Genomic DNA, 17187 nt, shown 5'->3' with positions numbered 1-17187 from the left:
ACGACACCTCAAAAAAGGCTGCAACTCCTTCATGAGGAATGCAGCCTACAATACATGTTCAACCAATCAAAATCTTCTCTTTCGGATAGCGAATCTTCCGGTCGGCTTGACGTGCGACGGTAAAGAGAATGGTCAACGATCCGACACGTCCGAGAAGCATCATGAACATGATCAGCCCCTTCCCGGCATCATTCAATTCCGCTGTGATGCCGAGCGACAACCCTACTGTCCCAAACGCCGAGACCGTCTCGAATAGAATGGCAGTCGCCGGAATGTGGCCGTTCGACAAAATGACGAGTGTCGTGATTATCATAATGAACAAGAAACTTGAGATGGCGACGACGTATGCCTTTTTGATTTGAAACGCATCAATCGTCCGCTCCATGATGACCGTTTCTTTCTTACCTGCGATGAAGGCCCACATATCCGCAAAGATAACGGCAAGCGTCGTCACTTTGATCCCCGACCCGGTCGAAGCCGCTCCTGCCCCGATATACATCAGAATCAAAATCAAACCGATCGAGGCTGGAGCCATGGTCGCGATGTCAATTGAATTGAAGCCGGCCGTCCGTGTCGTCACGGCTTGGAAGAACGTCACATGTAACGCCTCACCGAGGGATCGACCATACAATACCCCTTCATTCGATACCCATTCAAACATCATGAGGACGAACCAAGCGACACCATTGATGACCAAGAGTGACAAAATCATGATTTTTGAATGGAGGGCGAGACGTTTCCAGCCTCTCACTTCCGTGGCATCGGCAATCGTCGTGAATCCAAGACCTCCAATCATAATCATGAGGGCGATGGTCACAATGATGGCTGTGTTCTGCTCAAATGACATGAGACTGTCTGGAAATAATGCGAATCCCGCATTATTAAAGGCAGACACTGCATGGAAGAAACCGTAATAAAGTGCTGTTCCAAAAGAATAGTTCTCTGTACTAAACAACTCGAACGTCAAAAACAACATCCCGATAAACTGCACGATGACCGTCGTGAAGACGATGTTCCGAACGAGACGAACTGTCCCCCCCGGTCCCGCTAAATTCAATGATTCTTGTAACAAAATTCGTTGTTTTAATCCGATTTTCTTCCCTAGTACACTTAACAACATCAAGGCGATCGTCATAAACCCAAGACCCCCGATTTGGATGAGGGCGACAATGACCAATTCACCAAACAGGGTAAACGAGGAGCCGATGTCGACTGTCGACAGTCCAGTGACCGTTCCGGCAGACGTCGCGATAAACAAACAATCAATCCAAGAAACCGATTCTTCTTGCGCAAATGGCATATATAAAAGAGTGCCCCCGATAAAAATCGCCAGTAAAAATCCTCCCGCGATAAAACGGGCAGGTTTTTCAAATACGACTCGGTAAAGTACCTCGATTCGCTTCAAGCGCACCTCACGCGCTGACAGTCTATGCCGCATCACGACATCTCCTTCACTTCTATTATTCTAAGCCCCATGTTACTCCTCGCTTTTATAAATGCCAACAAGAAAATGTATCTCTAACGCTTTCTTCGATTTTTTGGTATTATGGGAGATAGACTTTAAGAATGTTGAGGAGGTTGAATGAAACCGTGGACCCTAGTACGGTAGATCATTCGATAGAGGATGTCTCACGAAGGTTGGAGCGCCAGTCACAATGTATGCCCGCTCACCTTTATTTTCAGCTAGAAGAGTTACTCAATTGGTCACTCGAGCAAGAAGTCGTGAATCAATTGTACGCATTGTTAAAAAAATACGACGTATTAACCGATATAGAGCGTGAAGAACGAAATATCAGCATTCAAATGCTGATTGATGAAAACGGCGCTTAATCATCGGGAACGCATGTTGCGGGAGACGAGTGGCGTCTCTCGCTTTTTTTGTCCTGATTTATTTCGGAAAGGTGGAAAACAAAGACATGGATGTCGTTACGTTAGTCGGACTCATACTCGGGTTCCTCACCCTCGTCGGTGGAATGCTATTAAAAGGAGCAGGTGTTGCGCCGCTGATCAACCCTGCCGCAATGGTTATCATTTTCGTCGGTACAGCCGCGGCTGTCAGTATCGCTGTATCGAAGGAACAACTTCAGAATGTTCCAAAACTGTTTAAAATCTTGTTCAAAAAACAAGAACTCCCAAGCAAGTCCGGATTGCTCACGCAATTCGTCGACTTGTCGACCCAAGCCCGAAAAGAGGGACTCCTCTCCCTCGAAACGGCACTTGAACAAGTCGAAGAACCATTTTTACGCCAAGGCATGATGATGGTCATCGACGGTCAACCTTCCGAATATATTGCGGAAGTCATGTCACGCGACATCGAAAATATGGAACAGCGTCATAAAGCAAACGCCGATATCTTCACTCAAGCCGGGACATATGCCCCGACACTTGGGGTACTCGGAGCCGTTATCGGATTGATTGCTGCCTTGAAAGACTTATCTGATATCGAAAAGCTCGGACATGCCATTTCTGCGGCCTTCGTCGCGACACTTTTCGGGATTTTTACCGGATATGTGCTTTGGTTCCCGTTTGCAAACAAGTTGAAGCAGTATTCGAAGAGTGAAGTCATCATCAAGGAAATGATGATTGAAGGGATTTTATCGATTCAAAGTGGTGAATCTCCAAAAACGCTAGAAGATAAACTGTCTGTGTATTTGTCTCCAAAGGAGCGAGCTGACTATGAAGCGCAAAAAGAAGCATGATCATGAAGAACATATTCCCGAAGGCTGGCTGATTCCTTACGCCGACTTGTTGACACTATTGCTCGCGCTTTTCATCGTACTATTCGCATCGAGTAACATCGACCAGACAAAGCTTGAGAAAATGTCACAGTCTTTCAACCAGGTGTTCTCTGGAGGCGTCAGCGTCTTTCAAGCTTCGACTGCCTCAAACAGTGACATCAGTCGCACAGACAAAACCAATACGACCGCCAACCCACGGACGTATGAATTGGCTCAACTTGACGAGTTAAAAGAAGATGTAAACAAATACATTAAAAAGAACGGTCTCGAAAGCCAAATCAAAGCGACAATCAATTCAAGTGGTCTCGTCTTGACGATTCAAGACCGTGCCCTGTTCAACTTAGGAGAGGCGACTCTCGATGCTGATGCTCGTAACGTCGCACAAAACATCAGTCAAATTTTAGAGAAGGCGGGCAAGCGAGAGATTGTCGTCTCCGGCCATACGGATAACATTCCAATCAATACAGCACGTTTCCCGTCAAACTGGGAACTCAGTTCGGCACGTGCGACCGCGTTCATGCGTGGCCTTTTGGCAAATGATGCCTTGAACCCGGCTCAATTCACGCTCGCGAGTTACGGTGAGTTTAAACCGATCGCGACGAACGATACAGAAGAAGGTCGCTCTAAAAACCGACGTGTCGAGGTGTTGATCAAACCACTCGTCGACCTTTCTGAGGGCGAACCAAAGATGATTGAAACCATCACCTTACCAAACTAACAATCACCCACTCGTTCGAGTGGGTGATTTGTGTTATTGCATCAATTTAAAGTAGCGTCTCGCCAGTTCGGTGAGTGGGCTTTCGAACAATCGTTTCCGCCAGTAAAGGTCTGTCACTTTCTTCACGGCCTCACTTCGCGACGGATACGGGTAAATCATACGAGACAGCTTCCCGATTTTGTCACCACGTTGCATCGCATAAACGACAATTTGCATCCAATCCCCCGCCGATTCACCGACTGCATGAGCTCCGATGATTTTTCCATTTTTCTTCGTAATCACTTTGACAAAGCCTGCTTCTTGGCGTTCAGCAATGAAACGGTCCACTTCGGACAGTTTCGCTTCATACGTCTCAATGTCGTCACCGTAACGCTCGCGCGCTTCTCTCTCCGTCATCCCGACGTGGAACACCTCAGGGTCTGTGAATGTGATCCACGGGAGCTTACTATAGTCGACCTTGTTCCATAATCCAAAGAGCGCGTTCGCGACAACCGCCTTCCCTTCTTCTCCAGCGGCGTGTGTGAATGGGAGCGTCTTGATCGTATCTCCAATCGCAAAGATATGAGATTGTGACGTCCGATATGACGACGAGACATCGATATACCCTTTCGTCACCTGAACGTTCGCCCGGTCGAGACGGAGCGCATCGATTCGGGGAACGCGACCCGTCGCCATCAGCAGTTTGTCCGCTTCATATTCGACCGTTTCGCCGTTCACCTCTGTCGTGACACGAATGCGGCCATCGACCTCATCGACTCGATTGACCTTTACGCCGATTTTCAAGCGCATCGCCATCTCGAGTTGAGATTTCAAATAGGTGGCGACGTCCTCGTCTTCTTTAGGTAGGAAATCATCCTGCGCCTCTAGCACGGTCACTTGTGAGCCGAGTCGGACAAAGGACTGGGCCAATTCAAGTCCGACCGTTCCGGCGCCGATGACAATCAGGCTCTCCGGGAGCGTCTCTTCTTCAAAGACCGTTTCGTTCGTTAAGTATGGGACTTGATCGAGTCCATCAATCGGAGGAACTGTCGGTTTCGACCCCGTCGAGATGACAAATTTTTTCCCGATCAATAACTCGTTCCCTACTTTTAATTCGTGCGGACTTTGGAACGAGGCTTCTCCGATATAGACGTCGACGCCAATCTTTTCAAAACGCTCTGTCCCGTCATGGTCTTGAATAATGGCACGTGCTTTGTCGACACGCGCTTTTGACATTTGATAATGCTCTTGTCCATTGAACTCGGTTCCGAGAACTCGGGCCGCGCGCATCATCGCATTCGCTTCTTTTGAAGCGGCAATCAACGCTTTCGATGGCACACATCCGACATGCAGACAGTCACCACCTAAATGTTTGTTCTTTTCAACAAGTGCGACCTTTGCGCCTAAATTCGCAGCCCCTGCGGCCACCGTCATCCCGGCAGCACCGCCACCGATGACAATCAACTGATAGTCCTTCATCGAATCAACCTCCGGTATCGTTCGCTCACATCTTCCATTCGTTTTCGATTCACGCCAAAGTCTGAATAGCCGACACGCGACGCAGATCGAAACTCGACTTGTTGAGTAGCGTCATCAAATAAAAAATCGACATCATCTTTAAATCGCATCACTTTAGAAGTCACTACATAATGAAGTCCTTCATCTGTTTCCTTCACCAGTTCAGCCCGCGGCAACTGATTCATCGCCATCTTAATGGCTTCAATTGATTGCCCGCGACTGCCTGCATACGGCAGTGGGTCCATCCGCAATTCTTCAATTGAAGTTTGGGTTGACACAGCATTCGGACTTCCTTTTAACGGCTTCAAAGATTGATTGGCCATTATAAAAACCTCCCTCAGTCTACATACATCTATATGTAGCCTGAATTCGGGAGGTTTAATCCTATTAATGTAGTTCACTCGGGTCGAGCGGCAATAAGACGGTCACCGTCGTTCCGTGTCCGACCTCGCTCTCGATGACGAGTTTGCCTTCATGCGCTTCAATCAATTCTTTTGAAATCGCAAGTCCAAGCCCGCTACTACCTTCTGTGACATGAGCCTGATAGAACATCTCGGTGATGCGCTGCAAATGCTCTCGTGAAATGCCGGGACCTTCATCGATAATCGAGATGAAGGCAACACGTTCCGATTGCACGAAGCGGATGGTCAACGTTCCTCCGTCTGGCGAGAAACGAATCGCGTTCTCGAGGATATTTAAGAACACTTGTTTCAAACGATTCTCATCAAATAGTCCGACCGATTTTTGAGGATAGCGTTCGATGAGTGTGATGCTTTTGTCTTCAAGTGACTGTTTTAATTGCAGAGTCACTTGACGTAACAAAGAGACCAGGTCCAGTTCTTGGCGATACAAGACCAACCGACTCTCCTCAATTTTTGTATAGTCGAGAAGCTGTTCGACGAGACCGATCATGCGCTCTGTCTCCGAATGGATGATGCTTAAACCGAGCTCCGTCTCTTCAGATAGTTTCTCATCACCACCCCGAATCGTCTCGGTCCATCCCTTAATCGATGTGAGTGGTGTTCTGAGTTCGTGCGATACACTCGAGAGGAATTCGTTACGTGTCGACTGATGCTGCTGGACTTTCGCGCCTAAATACGTGAGCGTTCGAGCCAAGGCTCCAAGCTCATGTTTCTCATTTGACTCAACGGATACATCGAAGTCGCCCTGAGCCATCTCATCGGCCGCCTCGATGATGTGACGAATCGGTCTGACGAAGCGATCGGCAATCCTGATGACGGTGTATAGGGCGAGCAACCAGATCAAGACGCCAATCATGACGACCGTCATCCAAATTTCGCGAATGAGCGTGTCCAAGTCTTCAAGCGGTCGCGTGAAACTGATGGCAAACTCGGACGTATCGTTCGTCATAATGGGACTCGTGACCGACAAGTAATGTTCATCCCCGACGTCATAGTCCTGCACGACGGACTCTCCTTGCGACAGTTGCTGTAACTGTTCTTGAGAGAAAGAGGCCTGCCTTGTTCGTTGTCCCGTCGTTTTGACAATCGAACCGCTCCGGTCGACAATCGTCAAATCAGTTCCAGGATATCCGAATGTTCGGACGAGGACTGAAAAGGCGCTCGGCGTTTCAAACCCAACTTGGGCTTGAGGGTATAGATATGCACTCGTTGTCGCATGACCTAGTAACGCTTCCGACTCATACTCGTAATAGTAGCGATACGTCCCGTAAGACAAAATGCTGACGAGCAAGAGCAAGACGATCGTCACGACAATCATCATGCGAATGACTAACTGTTGTTTCATGCCTCATGTCTCCGCCATTTATATCCGTGACCCCACAACGTCTCGATGTAGACCGGATGACTCGGGTCATCTTCAATTTTTTGACGCAAGCGACGAATGTTGACGTCGACTGTCTTTCGGTCACCGAAATAGTTGACGCCCCATACAGCATCGAGTAGCGCATCACGTGACAAGACGATCTCTTCGTTTTGGACGAGATGACAGATCAAGTCATACTCGGTCGGCGTCAAATCGATCGACTGTCCATACTTCGTCACTTGTTTTGCGGCGAGGTCGATTGCGAACGGTCCCGACTTCAAGCGTTTCGAATCTTTTCGTTTCACTTTTTCGACACGGCGCAACAACGCTTGGATGCGCGCCACTAATTCACCTGGACTGAACGGTTTGGCGATGTAGTCGTCTGCACCTTTACCGAGCCCTTCAATTTTATCTTCTTCGAGCGTCCGTGCCGTCAACATGATGATCCCTACATTTTCGTCAAGATCACGAATGGCAGCACATGCTTCGAATCCGTCCATTTCCGGCATCATGACATCCAATAGGACGACATCGAACGGTTCACGGTCAAATGCGGTGACCGCTTCTCGCCCGTTCGTCGCCTCAAAGACGTCGAATCCGGCTCGTTTTAAATTGACAATAATGAAGCTGCGAATCGCATGTTCATCCTCAGCTACTAAAATTCGATTCATATCGATTTCCACCTCTTCTAGAGTTCACTTCTCTACATTATAGTTACGTTTTTGCGACAAGGTTGTCAATTGACCTTAAAAAGGTTTAGGATGGAGTCATTAGATTCTGAAGGAGGACCCCCTACTACTATGAGTTACAAGATGATTGTATTGGATATGGATGATACGCTCCTCACGAGCGACCATACGATTTCCCCTAAGACAAAAGAAGCACTTCTCGACGCACAGGCGCGCGGCTATAAAGTCGTTCTCGCGAGCGGACGACCAACGTTTGCGATGTGGGAAGCAGCCCGTGAATTAGAACTTGCGAAATACGGAAGCTACATCTTATCGTTCAACGGTGCCTCGGTCATCGATTGTGCGACAAACGAGGAGATTTTCTCGAGCACGCTCCAGCCGGATACAGTCGCCCATCTCCATGATATCAGTGAACGGGAAGGAATCGCGATTCATACGTACGTCGGTAACGAAATCGTAACCGATCGCCCGAACCCTTATACGGATATCGAAGGTGAATTGACGGGAATGCCGGTCATTCATGTCGACAACTTTAAAGATGCCGTGACAGCTCCGGTCGTCAAATGTTTGATGCTTGCGGATGGCGACACACTCGCTCCAATCGAAACGAAGCTACAAACAGAATTGGCCGGGAAATTGGCTGTAGCCCGTTCAAAACCGTTCTTCCTTGAGTTTACTGAAGCCGGTGTCACAAAAGGAACGAGTCTCGCCTTCCTTGCAGATCAACTCGGCATCGCACAAAAAGAAGTCATCGCTTGCGGTGACGGAAACAATGATTTGACGATGATTGAATGGGCCGGCCTCGGCGTCGCGATGGGAAATGCTAACACGACGGTCAAAGGAAAAGCGGACTTCATCACAAAATCAAACAACGAAGACGGAATCGCTCATGTCATCGAAACGTACATGGCGGACGTACTCGTCACGCAATAAGCTTCTGATTGTAGAAAGGGAGGAAGGAAGATGAATAAAGGGTTGAAACGAGCTGGAGTCGGATTGATTGGAACTGCGGTCGCAGGAGCGGCTTATGTGTTCCTCTCACCGAAACCAGCCACACGTTTAATCAAAACTTCGTTTGCGGGGGGAAACGAAGTGGAGATGAAGGGATTCGAGGAAGTCGTTCAAAAGACGTCTGTCCGAAAAGACATCGACTACTTGTCTTCTTATGACAATGGAACCTTTGATTTGATCCGTTATGAAGGAAATAGCCGCACGGTCCCTACCATTTTTTGGGTACATGGCGGATCATTCGTCGGTGGGGATAAATCGGATGTGTTAAAATACGCCACTTCAATTGCGAGTAACGGCTACAACGTCGTCAGTATCAATTACGCACTCGCACCTGACGTGATGTACCCGACCCCGCTCAAACAAATCGAAGAAGCGTACTCGTTCATCGCTGAGAACAATGATCGCTTCCGTCTCGATTTAGACCGCGTCTTCTTTGCAGGTGATTCGAATGGTGGACAGCTCGCTGCACAGTTTGTCGGGATCCAGTTGAATGACGACTATTCGCCTTCTGCTGAAGTGGGACAAGTCGTACCAAAATCTTCAATCCTCGGTGCCATCCTCTTGTCTGCACCGCTCGACTTGAAGCGCACATGGCTCGAATCATCGAAGTCAGTGAACCGCTTCTTGTTCAAACGAATCGGATGGGCATACTTCGGCACATACAATTGGGAGACTCTCCCGGTCGTTGCTGAAGCGTCGCCACTCGTCAATGTACCGGCCACATTCGTCCCAACGTTTATCGCGGACGGGAATGACCATTCCTTTGAGGAGCAGGCCAAGGAATTTGCAACGATTCTTTCAGGACGTACGGATGTCACGACTGTCTTTTATGATCGGAACGAGCACGAGCTTGGCCATAACTATTACTTCGAAATGGACCGCCCAGCGGCTAATTCCACGTATCGTCGTTTGATTACGTTCTTACGTGAAACGACAAATCAATCTGTATAATGCAAAAGAGGCGACGTTCTCCTACAGTGGAAAACGTCGCCTCTTTTCGTTAGCGCAATAGTTCGAACGCGCGACCAATCAATTCATTTCGGGATGGGGAAGTTTGACGCAATGCTTCAAGACGTTCAATCAATGTCTGTTTCAGTCCTTCATCCTTCACCAACTCCAGGCACTCGATGTGTAATAACCAGGCGTCAGGGTGGTTCGTTAAAATCTCTGGGATGAGACCATCGATTGATTCTCCCCGCTCACGCATGAGATGGATGCGGTTGAACATCGGATCATCGTTCGTCCATACACGTTCATCCCGTTCGATGATCACCGGTTTTTCAATCATCATCAGCTCGTCTACCGTTGTTCCTGGGAAAACTGATGGAAGCGAATCGACGCGTACTTCTAGCGAGTCGAGTGAGATCGTCCGTCCTTCTAGGTGAACCGTCACGTCTTCGAGTGCACCGGATGCACATGCTTGTCGAATGCTCGTCCCGTCCTCAAAGAGGTCATCGCGATCGAGCGCGGACTCTGTGTCATGAGCGATCAGTAGCCCGTGTCGCTCTTTTTGCGTGAGCTGTCCATGTTGTACAATTGAACATTCATCCCATTGAATGAGCGTATGTTCTTTCGACTCCGTCATGTGACGAACGATGCCGACACGTTCTGATCCATCTTCAAGTTGAATCGTCGATTGACTTCCTGACGCCAACGCTTTCGCCACAGATTCAATCCCACCTTTTCGAATCGCCATTCTTCCCTCTAGTTCATCTAAGACAGAAGAGAGCGTCTCAAAGTTTGGAATAACGAATAGCTCTTTTTGCATGTTTGTCACGTCTTGCTTCGTCTGTAGCGCGTGCTCCAAGTCGAATGGATGTTTGACGACCGCATCTGTCAGACAGTGACGGCTCTCTCCTACCGATGATAAGAGGCCTGCCCCGTAAATCATCGGGTTGTCGAGGTCACCAATCAATCCGAATTCAACGGTCCACCAAAAGATACGCCCGACCTGTTGTGCTTCAGAAAAGCCAGTCACTTGCGCTTTCGCCTCATGTACGGCTTTCTCCGCCGCCTCGATATCCTGTTCGGTCGAATTCGCATTCTCCTTCACAATCGTCAAGCGTTTCAATGCGGCGAACGAGGCATGTTCTTCTCGGTTCATGAACGCCTTGGCCCCTAATTGACCGAAGCGTTTGACGATTGCCGAAAACGTCGGGTCCATCAACATTGGCGCATGTCCCGCCGCCTCGTGAATGATGTCAGGGGCTGGACTGTATAAAATATTCTCGACTTTCCGAATGTCTGTCGCGACCGGGAGCATCCCGTTTCCTTGGAAGTCAAAAAAGGCAACGCCGGGGATGAGCCCATCCACTGCGACCGTCGACCATCCTGCCGCCTGCATCTCATCCGTCATCTGTTCGACGTTCGGCAATCGATCCGGTCCCATTCCCGTCCGTTTCAATCCTTCGATGTAAAACGGATGCGCCTTCCCTTCTAACGTGTGCAAGTTCAACCGCAACACGAAACGCCAAACGGCATGATCTGTTGGTGTGTATTCATTGTAGAACTGCGGTGAAATATGTGGGGCTAGGTGTTTTGGAATCGATTGTGTCAACATGTGAAGTCCTCCTTTAAAATCAAAAAAATCCCTATCGATTGAATCGATAGGGACGACAAAGCCGCGGTACCACCCTGGTTGCTAGAAAGATTCTAGCCGCTTGATCCGATAACGGGGGACCGCTCAATGATGAGAGCTCAGGAACTGTAATTCGATTCATCTTTTGGGCGTGTTCGCAGCACCACACGCTCTCTGGGCCAGGGAAGATGTCTCTACTTCGGTTCTTTCTTCGCTTTTCTTACATATCCAATTCTTTATCTTTTCTACAGTTATGCTGTTATGCATATATGCTTTTAAGCACTAAAGTGACGTCTTGTTAGTTACTGTACCAAAGCTAAACAAAAGCGTCAACAAAAAACAGCCTGCGAATTTTCGCAAACTGTCAGAGACACCACTCAATCGGAGATTTTCCCCACTCCTTCAATGTATCGTTTACTTTGGAGAATGGCTTAGAACCGAAGAATCCACGATGGGATGACAAAGGACTTGGATGTACCGACGTGAGCACTTTATGTTGGTCTCCAATCCATTTCATTTTCTTCTTCGCATCATTTCCCCACAAGATGAATACAATCGGTTCCTCACGACTCCCGAGCCGCTCAATGATGGAATCAGTGAACTGTTCCCATCCTTTTCCACGGTGAGAGCCCGCCTTTCCCGCTTCAACCGTCAGTGCCGTATTTAAGAGAAGGACGCCTTGTTTCGCCCATTTCTCGAGATTGCCACTCTTCGGGAGATCACATCCAACGTCATCTTTTAGTTCTTGAAAGATGTTTCGTAGAGACGGTGGGAAACGAACCCCGTCCTGCACCGAAAAACTGAGTCCATGCGCTTGATTCGGTCCGTGGTACGGATCTTGCCCTAAAATGACGCACTTCACTTCACTAAATTTTGTGTGAATAAATGCGTTCCAAATATCTTCTCGGGCCGGGTAAACGATCGTTTCTTCATAAGCTTGGTCGACGAATTGCTTCAACTGTTGAAAATAAGGTCGTTTCATCTCTTCTTGGACAATATCCGTCCAATCTCCAAGTAGTCGACTCGATAACTGATCTGCCATTGCATACTCCCCTTTCCCTTTGTATCATACCCAAAATAAATGCATACAAAAAGACGAGTCAATCGACTCGTCTCTCTAGGTTATACCGTTACTGCGCCTGCAACTTCTTTCGCAAGTGCTTCAGCTTTCGCTTTCGCGTCTGCAACGATCTCTTCGATTTTATCTGGGTATTGGTTCATCCCTTCGACCGCTACCGTCGTCACTTCAGATACACCGACGAACGCGAGCGCTTGGCGAAGGTATGCGTCTGCGAAGTTAAGGTCAGTTCCTGTGTAGATTCCGCCTGTCCCTTGGATGTGGATCGCTTGTTTGTTTTCAAGCAAGCCGACAGGACCTTGCTCCGTGTAACGGAACGTTTTACCTGCCATGAGCACGCTATCGAGGAACATTTTCATACGTGCTGGGAAGAAGAAGTTCCACATTGGAGTCGCGAACACGTAAAGGTCCGCTTCCATGAATTTCTCAAGCATGCCGCTCATTGTGCCTACTTTTTTCGCTTCTACATCAGTGAGCGCTTCGCCTGAAGCGAATTTGCCCCATGCACTGAGCACATCTCCGTCGATTTCTTGAACATCAACATCGTAGAGTTCGATTGCTTCCACTTCGATTGATGGATTTTCTGCTTGGAGTGTCGAAACGAATGTTTCTGCCACTTGTTTGCTGTATGAAAGTTCAGTTGGTTTCGGGTTAGCCGATACATATAATACTTTAGTCATCGTGTAATCCTCCATTTGTGTAATCTCTAATTTTTCAATAACAGTTAGAACTATATCATCTGTATATCTCATCGTCAATTATTTTAATTTCAAGATATTGAATAAAAAAGCAACGGGCTTTATTTGCCCGCTGCGTTATAACCGACTCGTTTCAATAACGAAATCAATTGTTCCGTCTCTTCATCACTTAACGGTCCATATATATCTTTGAAGATTTCAATATGTTGCGGATAGACGACGTCCATGAGCGCCTTTCCATCGTCTGTCAATGAAGCATATGTGACACGTCGGTCAGACGGGCAGGCGATTCGTTCAATCAGCCCTCGCTTCTCCAACTTATCGATCACATATGTCACGCTACCGCTCGTAATCAAAATCTGATCCCCAATTTGTTGCAACGGGGTGTCTCCTCGTTTATACAGTACGGATAAAACACCGAACTCTGTTGAATTTAACTGGTGGCGTCGTAAATCTTCTTTCACACGATCACTGATGGCATCCATCGTACGCGCAAGAACGACCCACGCCTTCAATTCAAGGGATTCAATCATGTCGGTTTCACCTCAATTCGTTCATCATATATCACTAGTATAGCAGGACTTATGCAGTATAAGCCGGGAAAAATACTTCGTCAAGGAACTTCTTCATTGTCGCCCATGTCGGAAACGTTTAGAATGGTAGTATTGTGATTTTAAGAAAGGGTGGACCGTATGCGTGAGTATTACGAAATTTCATTGACGATTAAACGGGAGTTTTTGCATGCTGTCATCGATTTGTTGAATCGGGAAGGCATCGCACCGGACTATGCGCTCGAAAAAGAAGGCGCGGTCTTTTTATTATTCAATCATTTACCTTGGCCAAACGTGACCCGTGAACCGCATGCCGTGGAACGTTTCTTATTGACGTTGAAACGATCGGACTATTTATTCGTCAAAACGAAACGTAAATCACCGGTCCCCGATCATGAACCGGTCGCCTGTATGGGGGCTCTCGTCTCCCCGTTCAATGAACATTTGCGCATCGAACTTGCCGTGGACGAGTCGGAAGCAAGTCATTTAGATATGTCCGCATTCCGTCATTATTAAACAATCGAATGCCCAACGCATCCCCTTGAAGATTAGAGCGAGATAGCTAATCGACATGGGGATTTTTTAGGAGTATCTGCTTTCTTTGACGGGAATAAAGGACAGTATTCGAGTTGAAAAGGAGACATGTTGGTATGGACACAGTCATGTTAATCGTCAATCCATCCTCAGGGAAAGAGTTGGGGGAACAACACGCAACACATGCCGAAGAGGTGTTGCGCGAACGATATGGACACGTCGATGTCCGCTTCACTGAAAAGGAACAGGATGCGACGAACTTCGCACGTGAAGCGGCAGAAAAGCACTATCAGGCCGTGATTGCGATGGGTGGGGACGGAACCTTGAACGAAGCGGTGACCGGTCTAGCCGAGGCTACTCATCGACCTGACTTCGGCATCATTCCACTTGGGACGGTCAACGACCTCGCCCGTGCACTCGGTGTCCCAAGTGACCCTAAACAAGCAATCGAGGCTCTCCGCGACGCTGAACCGACACCGATGGATATCGGAAAGTATGAGAACGGTTATTTCATGAACGTCATCGCCATCGGGCTCATTGCCGAAGCTGTCGACGAAGTAAGTGTGGAAGAGAAGACGAAATGGGGACCGTTCGCTTACTTGATTGAGGGTGTAAAAGCGTTCCGTGAACATAGTCCTTATGAGTTGGCGCTTGACAGTAAAGACGGGGAGTTTGATGGCGAGGCTTATCTCGTCGTCATCGCCTTGACGAACTCGGTCGGAGGATTTGAAAACTTCGAACCGGACGCGCGACTTAATGATGGTCTTCTTCACGTCTATATCTTTGAAGAGCTCGGGTTAAAGGACGCACTTCAATTAACACCCGCCCTCTTTACAGGAAAGTTGAAGGAAACGGATAGCGTCACCTCATTTTGTACGTCACGGGTGAACGTGACCTCGCCTGATGCGCTTCCTGTAAATGCTGACGGGGACACAGGCGGCAAGCTACCCCTCACCTTTGAAGTATTGCCGAGCCACTTAAACGTATTAAAGCCGGTATAAGAGCAGGAATTTTGACGATTGAATCGAATGTGTTCAAGCGAGAAAGGAGAATGACCTATCAATATCTCACTTGTTCCATTAACAGTCGCATCCGGCGACATCGTCGATACATTCAATCGTTGGAATAACGATCCTGAGATCGTCCATCTTATTCGCCCGAGCCGCTCTAAAGAAGAATTGACCGCCCATTATGAGATGACGGTTGACGATTTAGAAGAACGACTCTTAACACACGATATTTTCCTTATCTACGCAGATGACCATCTCGTCGGAGAAATGAACGTCATGTATGACCCGCCTCATTTATATCGACAAGAACCCGGTACAGCTTGGCTCGGTTTCGTCATCGGCGAATCTGTAGGTCGCGGAAAAGGCGTTGGCACAGAAGCTCTTCGTTTGTTAGAAGAGCAATTGCGAGCCAAACAAACACCTCGTATGGAACTTGGCGTATTCGCTTTCAACCATGCGGCCCATCGTCTCTATACGAAATGTGGGTATCAAGAAATCGGTCGGATCGAGCACTTCACCTACTGGGACGGTCAATTTTGGTCCGATATTCGGATGGAAAAACGACTCGACGAAAAACCCTTTCACGCCAAGTGAAAGGGTTTTGACTTAGTTCTTTAAGTTCTCGACTTCGACAATCCGGAAGCCTTTTTGTTCAAGCTTAGAGACAACCTTGTTTTTCATGTCTTCTTCACAGTCTGGTGGTAGTGTCACGAGTACCCGTCGCAATACTTTACTTTTCGCATCGAGCGTCATCAAGCTCGCGATTGATGTATATTTGTTCACGATTTTCGTGATTTTCTCAAGTGCCCCAGCCTGTTCGCTCAAGGCGATTGTCAAGACGTAACTACCCGTGTCGCGACTCCATGCTTCTTCGAGCATCCCGAGCATCTTACCGTGGGGAAGAATGCCATAAAATTCATTGCTCTCATCTTTCAATACAGCAATGTACGGCAACTCTTTGATTGAGAAAAATACTTCAAAGAATCCATCTGACTCATGGACGTACTTTTGTGTATTCTTGATGAGTGTCATCACATTATCGTCCATGTTTTCCCCGTTCATTCCATGACGATAAATATGCATCTTGTAAATGTTACCGCGGAAAAATTTCCCCGTCTCGTCTAAAACAGGTACACAACGGTATCCTGTTTCTTCAAGCGTATGAAGCGCTTCCCGCAATGTTGCCTTTTCACTGATGGTGACAACATCTTTCTTCGGGATACATAAGCTATGCACTAACATGCGTTTTCCTCCCAGCCAATAATAAAGTGGTCTACACCCTATTCATTATTATTCCCCAAATATGATGAATATCCTGCATACTTTTTCTGAAAAGTTATGAACACTTCTCGTAATCCTTGCATTTGTCGGAATTCAAAAAAGTCGTTATAGTGAAACTATCCAAACAGACAAAGGGGATGGACGATTATGACGATGAAAAAAGCATTGACGATTGCCGGTTCTGACACAAGCGGCGGCGCGGGAATCCAAGCCGACCTCAAAACGATGGAAGAACTCGGTGTATACGGTATGACAGCTTTGACTGTCATCGTGGCACAAGACCCACATAACGCATGGAATCACGAAGTCTTTCCAATCGACACGACCTTGATCGAGAAACAAATCGATACGGTGCTCGCTGGAATTGGAGTCGATGCAGTGAAGACAGGTATGCTCCCGACACCTGAAATCATCGAACTCGCAGCACGGAAGATTAAAGAATACGGAATCCAGAATGCCGTCGTCGATCCGGTCATGGCATGTAAAGGTGCGGATGAGATTCTTGATCCGAACGTTGCGGTCGCGATGCGTCAACACCTCGTACCAGTCGCAAAAATCATCACACCGAACTTATTCGAGGCGCGTATGCTCGCTGGCCTTGATAAAACACCCGCAACGATGGACGAAATCAAAGAAGCCGCTCGTTTAATCCATGAACTCGGCGCAGAGATCGTCATCGTCAAAGTCGGTGGCAAACTCGGATTCGATACAGCATTCGACGTCTTGTACGACGGAAACGAATTCCGCCTTCTTGAAAGTGAAAAAATCGAGCCTGCGTTCACACACGGCGGCGGATGTACGTTCTCTTCTGCCATCGCAGCCTCACTCGCCAACGGTCACACGGTCGAAGAAGCGATTGAAATCGGAAAAGAGTTCATCACAGAAGCCGTTCGTCATTCATTCCGTCTCAACCAATACGTTGGACCGACGAACCATACCGGATACCGTAAAAAAGTAGCAACACAATCGTAAACAGATGACCCGGAACTACGTGTTTCGGGTCATCCTTTCCATTGGAG

Annotated in this window: 19 protein-coding genes and 1 other annotated feature; of the genes, 9 read left to right on the top strand and 10 right to left on the bottom strand. The window is 47.8% G+C overall.

Annotated features, from left to right (window positions below; genetic code table 11):
• Positions 1-58: 58 nt before the first annotated feature.
• Positions 59-1438: a TrkH family potassium uptake protein gene (locus tag IRJ25_RS11875; protein WP_269318347.1), complete on the bottom strand. Its 1380-nt coding sequence runs from the start codon at positions 1436-1438 to the stop codon at positions 59-61.
• A 200-nt stretch (positions 1439-1638) separates the two neighbouring features.
• Between IRJ25_RS11875 and IRJ25_RS11870 the strand changes: the two genes are divergently transcribed.
• The 3 genes from IRJ25_RS11870 to IRJ25_RS11860 all read left to right on the top strand — a co-directional run bounded on the left by IRJ25_RS11870 (position 1639) and on the right by IRJ25_RS11860 (position 3456).
• The gene (locus IRJ25_RS11870; RefSeq protein WP_224862903.1) at positions 1639-1830 is read left to right on the top strand and encodes a hypothetical protein; all 192 of its coding nucleotides are present in this window, start codon (positions 1639-1641) and stop codon (positions 1828-1830) included.
• 86 nt (positions 1831-1916) lie between these two features.
• Positions 1917-2699: a flagellar motor stator protein MotA gene (motA, locus tag IRJ25_RS11865; RefSeq protein WP_015880500.1), complete on the top strand. Its 783-nt coding sequence runs from the start codon at positions 1917-1919 to the stop codon at positions 2697-2699.
• Positions 2677-3456 carry a flagellar motor protein MotB gene (locus IRJ25_RS11860; RefSeq protein ID WP_074034931.1) on the top strand — a complete coding sequence of 260 codons (780 nt, stop codon included), beginning with the start codon at positions 2677-2679 and terminating at the stop codon, positions 3454-3456. Before motA ends, IRJ25_RS11860 begins: the two co-directional genes overlap by 23 nt.
• 33 nt (positions 3457-3489) lie before the next feature.
• Here the strand turns inward: IRJ25_RS11860 and IRJ25_RS11855 are convergent, their stop codons facing one another.
• The 4 genes from IRJ25_RS11855 to IRJ25_RS11840 form a co-directional block, all read right to left on the bottom strand.
• The gene (locus IRJ25_RS11855) at positions 3490-4914 is read right to left on the bottom strand and encodes a dihydrolipoyl dehydrogenase family protein (protein ID WP_159563349.1); all 1425 of its coding nucleotides are present in this window, start codon (positions 4912-4914) and stop codon (positions 3490-3492) included.
• Positions 4911-5276: a DUF1499 domain-containing protein gene (locus IRJ25_RS11850; RefSeq protein ID WP_159563348.1), complete on the bottom strand. Its 366-nt coding sequence runs from the start codon at positions 5274-5276 to the stop codon at positions 4911-4913. Before IRJ25_RS11850 ends, IRJ25_RS11855 begins: the two co-directional genes overlap by 4 nt.
• Positions 5277-5340: 64 nt before the next feature.
• Complete coding sequence (locus IRJ25_RS11845; RefSeq protein WP_214691309.1) at positions 5341-6720, bottom strand: sensor histidine kinase; 1380 nt, start codon at positions 6718-6720, stop codon at positions 5341-5343.
• A complete protein-coding gene (locus IRJ25_RS11840) occupies positions 6717-7409 on the bottom strand; it encodes a response regulator transcription factor (RefSeq protein WP_015880495.1) in 693 nt (230 codons plus the stop codon). Before IRJ25_RS11840 ends, IRJ25_RS11845 begins: the two co-directional genes overlap by 4 nt.
• A gap of 129 nt (positions 7410-7538) precedes the next feature.
• Here IRJ25_RS11840 and IRJ25_RS11835 point away from each other — a divergent pair, with 129 nt between their 5' ends.
• Positions 7539-8360, top strand: a complete 822-nt coding sequence (locus IRJ25_RS11835) for a Cof-type HAD-IIB family hydrolase (protein WP_159563347.1) — start codon at positions 7539-7541, stop codon at positions 8358-8360.
• Positions 8361-8390: 30 nt separating this feature from the next.
• Positions 8391-9389, top strand: coding sequence for an alpha/beta hydrolase (locus tag IRJ25_RS11830; protein WP_214784235.1), 999 nt, complete (start codon positions 8391-8393; stop codon positions 9387-9389).
• Positions 9390-9438: 49 nt separating this feature from the next.
• On the opposite strand, the gene IRJ25_RS11825 is transcribed toward IRJ25_RS11830, so the two are convergent.
• The 4 genes from IRJ25_RS11825 to IRJ25_RS11810 all read right to left on the bottom strand — a co-directional run bounded on the left by IRJ25_RS11825 (position 9439) and on the right by IRJ25_RS11810 (position 13325).
• Positions 9439-10998, bottom strand: coding sequence for an aromatic amino acid hydroxylase (locus IRJ25_RS11825; protein ID WP_269318345.1), 1560 nt, complete (start codon positions 10996-10998; stop codon positions 9439-9441).
• A 45-nt stretch (positions 10999-11043) separates the two neighbouring features.
• Positions 11044-11237, bottom strand: a binding site (T-box leader).
• A gap of 143 nt (positions 11238-11380) precedes the next feature.
• Positions 11381-12058 (bottom strand): uracil-DNA glycosylase, encoded by a 678-nt coding sequence (locus IRJ25_RS11820; RefSeq protein WP_074034942.1) that lies wholly within the window; start codon positions 12056-12058, stop codon positions 11381-11383.
• Positions 12059-12138: 80 nt separating this feature from the next.
• Positions 12139-12774: an FMN-dependent NADH-azoreductase gene (locus IRJ25_RS11815; protein WP_078146124.1), complete on the bottom strand. Its 636-nt coding sequence runs from the start codon at positions 12772-12774 to the stop codon at positions 12139-12141.
• A 119-nt stretch (positions 12775-12893) separates the two neighbouring features.
• Positions 12894-13325 (bottom strand): MarR family winged helix-turn-helix transcriptional regulator, encoded by a 432-nt coding sequence (locus tag IRJ25_RS11810; protein WP_047795835.1) that lies wholly within the window; start codon positions 13323-13325, stop codon positions 12894-12896.
• 159 nt (positions 13326-13484) lie between these two features.
• Here IRJ25_RS11810 and IRJ25_RS11805 point away from each other — a divergent pair, with 159 nt between their 5' ends.
• The 3 genes from IRJ25_RS11805 to IRJ25_RS11795 all read left to right on the top strand — a co-directional run bounded on the left by IRJ25_RS11805 (position 13485) and on the right by IRJ25_RS11795 (position 15481).
• Positions 13485-13859 (top strand): hypothetical protein, encoded by a 375-nt coding sequence (locus IRJ25_RS11805; protein WP_015880488.1) that lies wholly within the window; start codon positions 13485-13487, stop codon positions 13857-13859.
• A 134-nt stretch (positions 13860-13993) separates the two neighbouring features.
• Entirely contained in the window at positions 13994-14878 is an 885-nt protein-coding gene (locus tag IRJ25_RS11800) for a diacylglycerol/lipid kinase family protein (protein WP_074034946.1), read from the top strand.
• A gap of 57 nt (positions 14879-14935) precedes the next feature.
• On the top strand, positions 14936-15481 hold the full coding sequence (locus IRJ25_RS11795) for a GNAT family N-acetyltransferase (protein WP_074034948.1): 546 nt from the start codon (positions 14936-14938) through the stop codon (positions 15479-15481).
• A gap of 12 nt (positions 15482-15493) precedes the next feature.
• On the opposite strand, the gene cbpA is transcribed toward IRJ25_RS11795, so the two are convergent.
• The gene (gene cbpA, locus IRJ25_RS11790) at positions 15494-16129 is read right to left on the bottom strand and encodes a cyclic di-AMP binding protein CbpA (RefSeq protein WP_031424393.1); all 636 of its coding nucleotides are present in this window, start codon (positions 16127-16129) and stop codon (positions 15494-15496) included.
• A gap of 186 nt (positions 16130-16315) precedes the next feature.
• On the opposite strand from cbpA, the gene pdxK reads away from it, so the two are divergent.
• A complete protein-coding gene (pdxK, locus tag IRJ25_RS11785) occupies positions 16316-17140 on the top strand; it encodes a pyridoxine/pyridoxal/pyridoxamine kinase (RefSeq protein WP_015880484.1) in 825 nt (274 codons plus the stop codon).
• Positions 17141-17187: the final 47 nt, after the last annotated feature.

The sequence above is a fragment of the Exiguobacterium sp. KJ 601 genome, from assembly GCF_027161185.1.
Taxonomy (GTDB): Bacteria; Bacillota; Bacilli; order Exiguobacteriales; family Exiguobacteriaceae; genus Exiguobacterium; species Exiguobacterium profundum.
The sequence above is the reverse complement of the archived record's forward strand: the minus strand, read 5'-3'. Positions and strand labels throughout refer to the sequence as shown.

Excerpts from the sequence above, each read along its gene's own strand:
- IRJ25_RS11855 (WP_159563349.1), bottom strand. The coding sequence starts at position 4,914 with ATGAAGGACTATCAGTTGATTGTCATCGGTGGCGGTGCTGCCGGGATG.
- IRJ25_RS11875 (WP_269318347.1), bottom strand. The coding sequence starts at position 1,438 with ATGCGGCATAGACTGTCAGCGCGTGAGGTGCGCTTGAAGCGAATCGAG.
- IRJ25_RS11810 (WP_047795835.1), bottom strand. The coding sequence starts at position 13,325 with ATGATTGAATCCCTTGAATTGAAGGCGTGGGTCGTTCTTGCGCGTACG.
- IRJ25_RS11840 (WP_015880495.1), bottom strand. The coding sequence starts at position 7,409 with ATGAATCGAATTTTAGTAGCTGAGGATGAACATGCGATTCGCAGCTTC.
- cbpA (WP_031424393.1), bottom strand. The coding sequence starts at position 16,129 with ATGTTAGTGCATAGCTTATGTATCCCGAAGAAAGATGTTGTCACCATC.
- pdxK (WP_015880484.1), top strand. The coding sequence starts at position 16,316 with ATGACGATGAAAAAAGCATTGACGATTGCCGGTTCTGACACAAGCGGC.
- IRJ25_RS11830 (WP_214784235.1), top strand. The coding sequence starts at position 8,391 with ATGAATAAAGGGTTGAAACGAGCTGGAGTCGGATTGATTGGAACTGCG.
- IRJ25_RS11800 (WP_074034946.1), top strand. The coding sequence starts at position 13,994 with ATGGACACAGTCATGTTAATCGTCAATCCATCCTCAGGGAAAGAGTTG.
- motA (WP_015880500.1), top strand. The coding sequence starts at position 1,917 with ATGGATGTCGTTACGTTAGTCGGACTCATACTCGGGTTCCTCACCCTC.
- IRJ25_RS11820 (WP_074034942.1), bottom strand. The coding sequence starts at position 12,058 with ATGGCAGATCAGTTATCGAGTCGACTACTTGGAGATTGGACGGATATT.
- IRJ25_RS11845 (WP_214691309.1), bottom strand. The coding sequence starts at position 6,720 with ATGAAACAACAGTTAGTCATTCGCATGATGATTGTCGTGACGATCGTC.
- IRJ25_RS11835 (WP_159563347.1), top strand. The coding sequence starts at position 7,539 with ATGAGTTACAAGATGATTGTATTGGATATGGATGATACGCTCCTCACG.
- IRJ25_RS11860 (WP_074034931.1), top strand. The coding sequence starts at position 2,677 with ATGAAGCGCAAAAAGAAGCATGATCATGAAGAACATATTCCCGAAGGC.
- IRJ25_RS11850 (WP_159563348.1), bottom strand. The coding sequence starts at position 5,276 with ATGGCCAATCAATCTTTGAAGCCGTTAAAAGGAAGTCCGAATGCTGTG.
- IRJ25_RS11815 (WP_078146124.1), bottom strand. The coding sequence starts at position 12,774 with ATGACTAAAGTATTATATGTATCGGCTAACCCGAAACCAACTGAACTT.
- IRJ25_RS11805 (WP_015880488.1), top strand. The coding sequence starts at position 13,485 with ATGCGTGAGTATTACGAAATTTCATTGACGATTAAACGGGAGTTTTTG.
- IRJ25_RS11825 (WP_269318345.1), bottom strand. The coding sequence starts at position 10,998 with ATGTTGACACAATCGATTCCAAAACACCTAGCCCCACATATTTCACCG.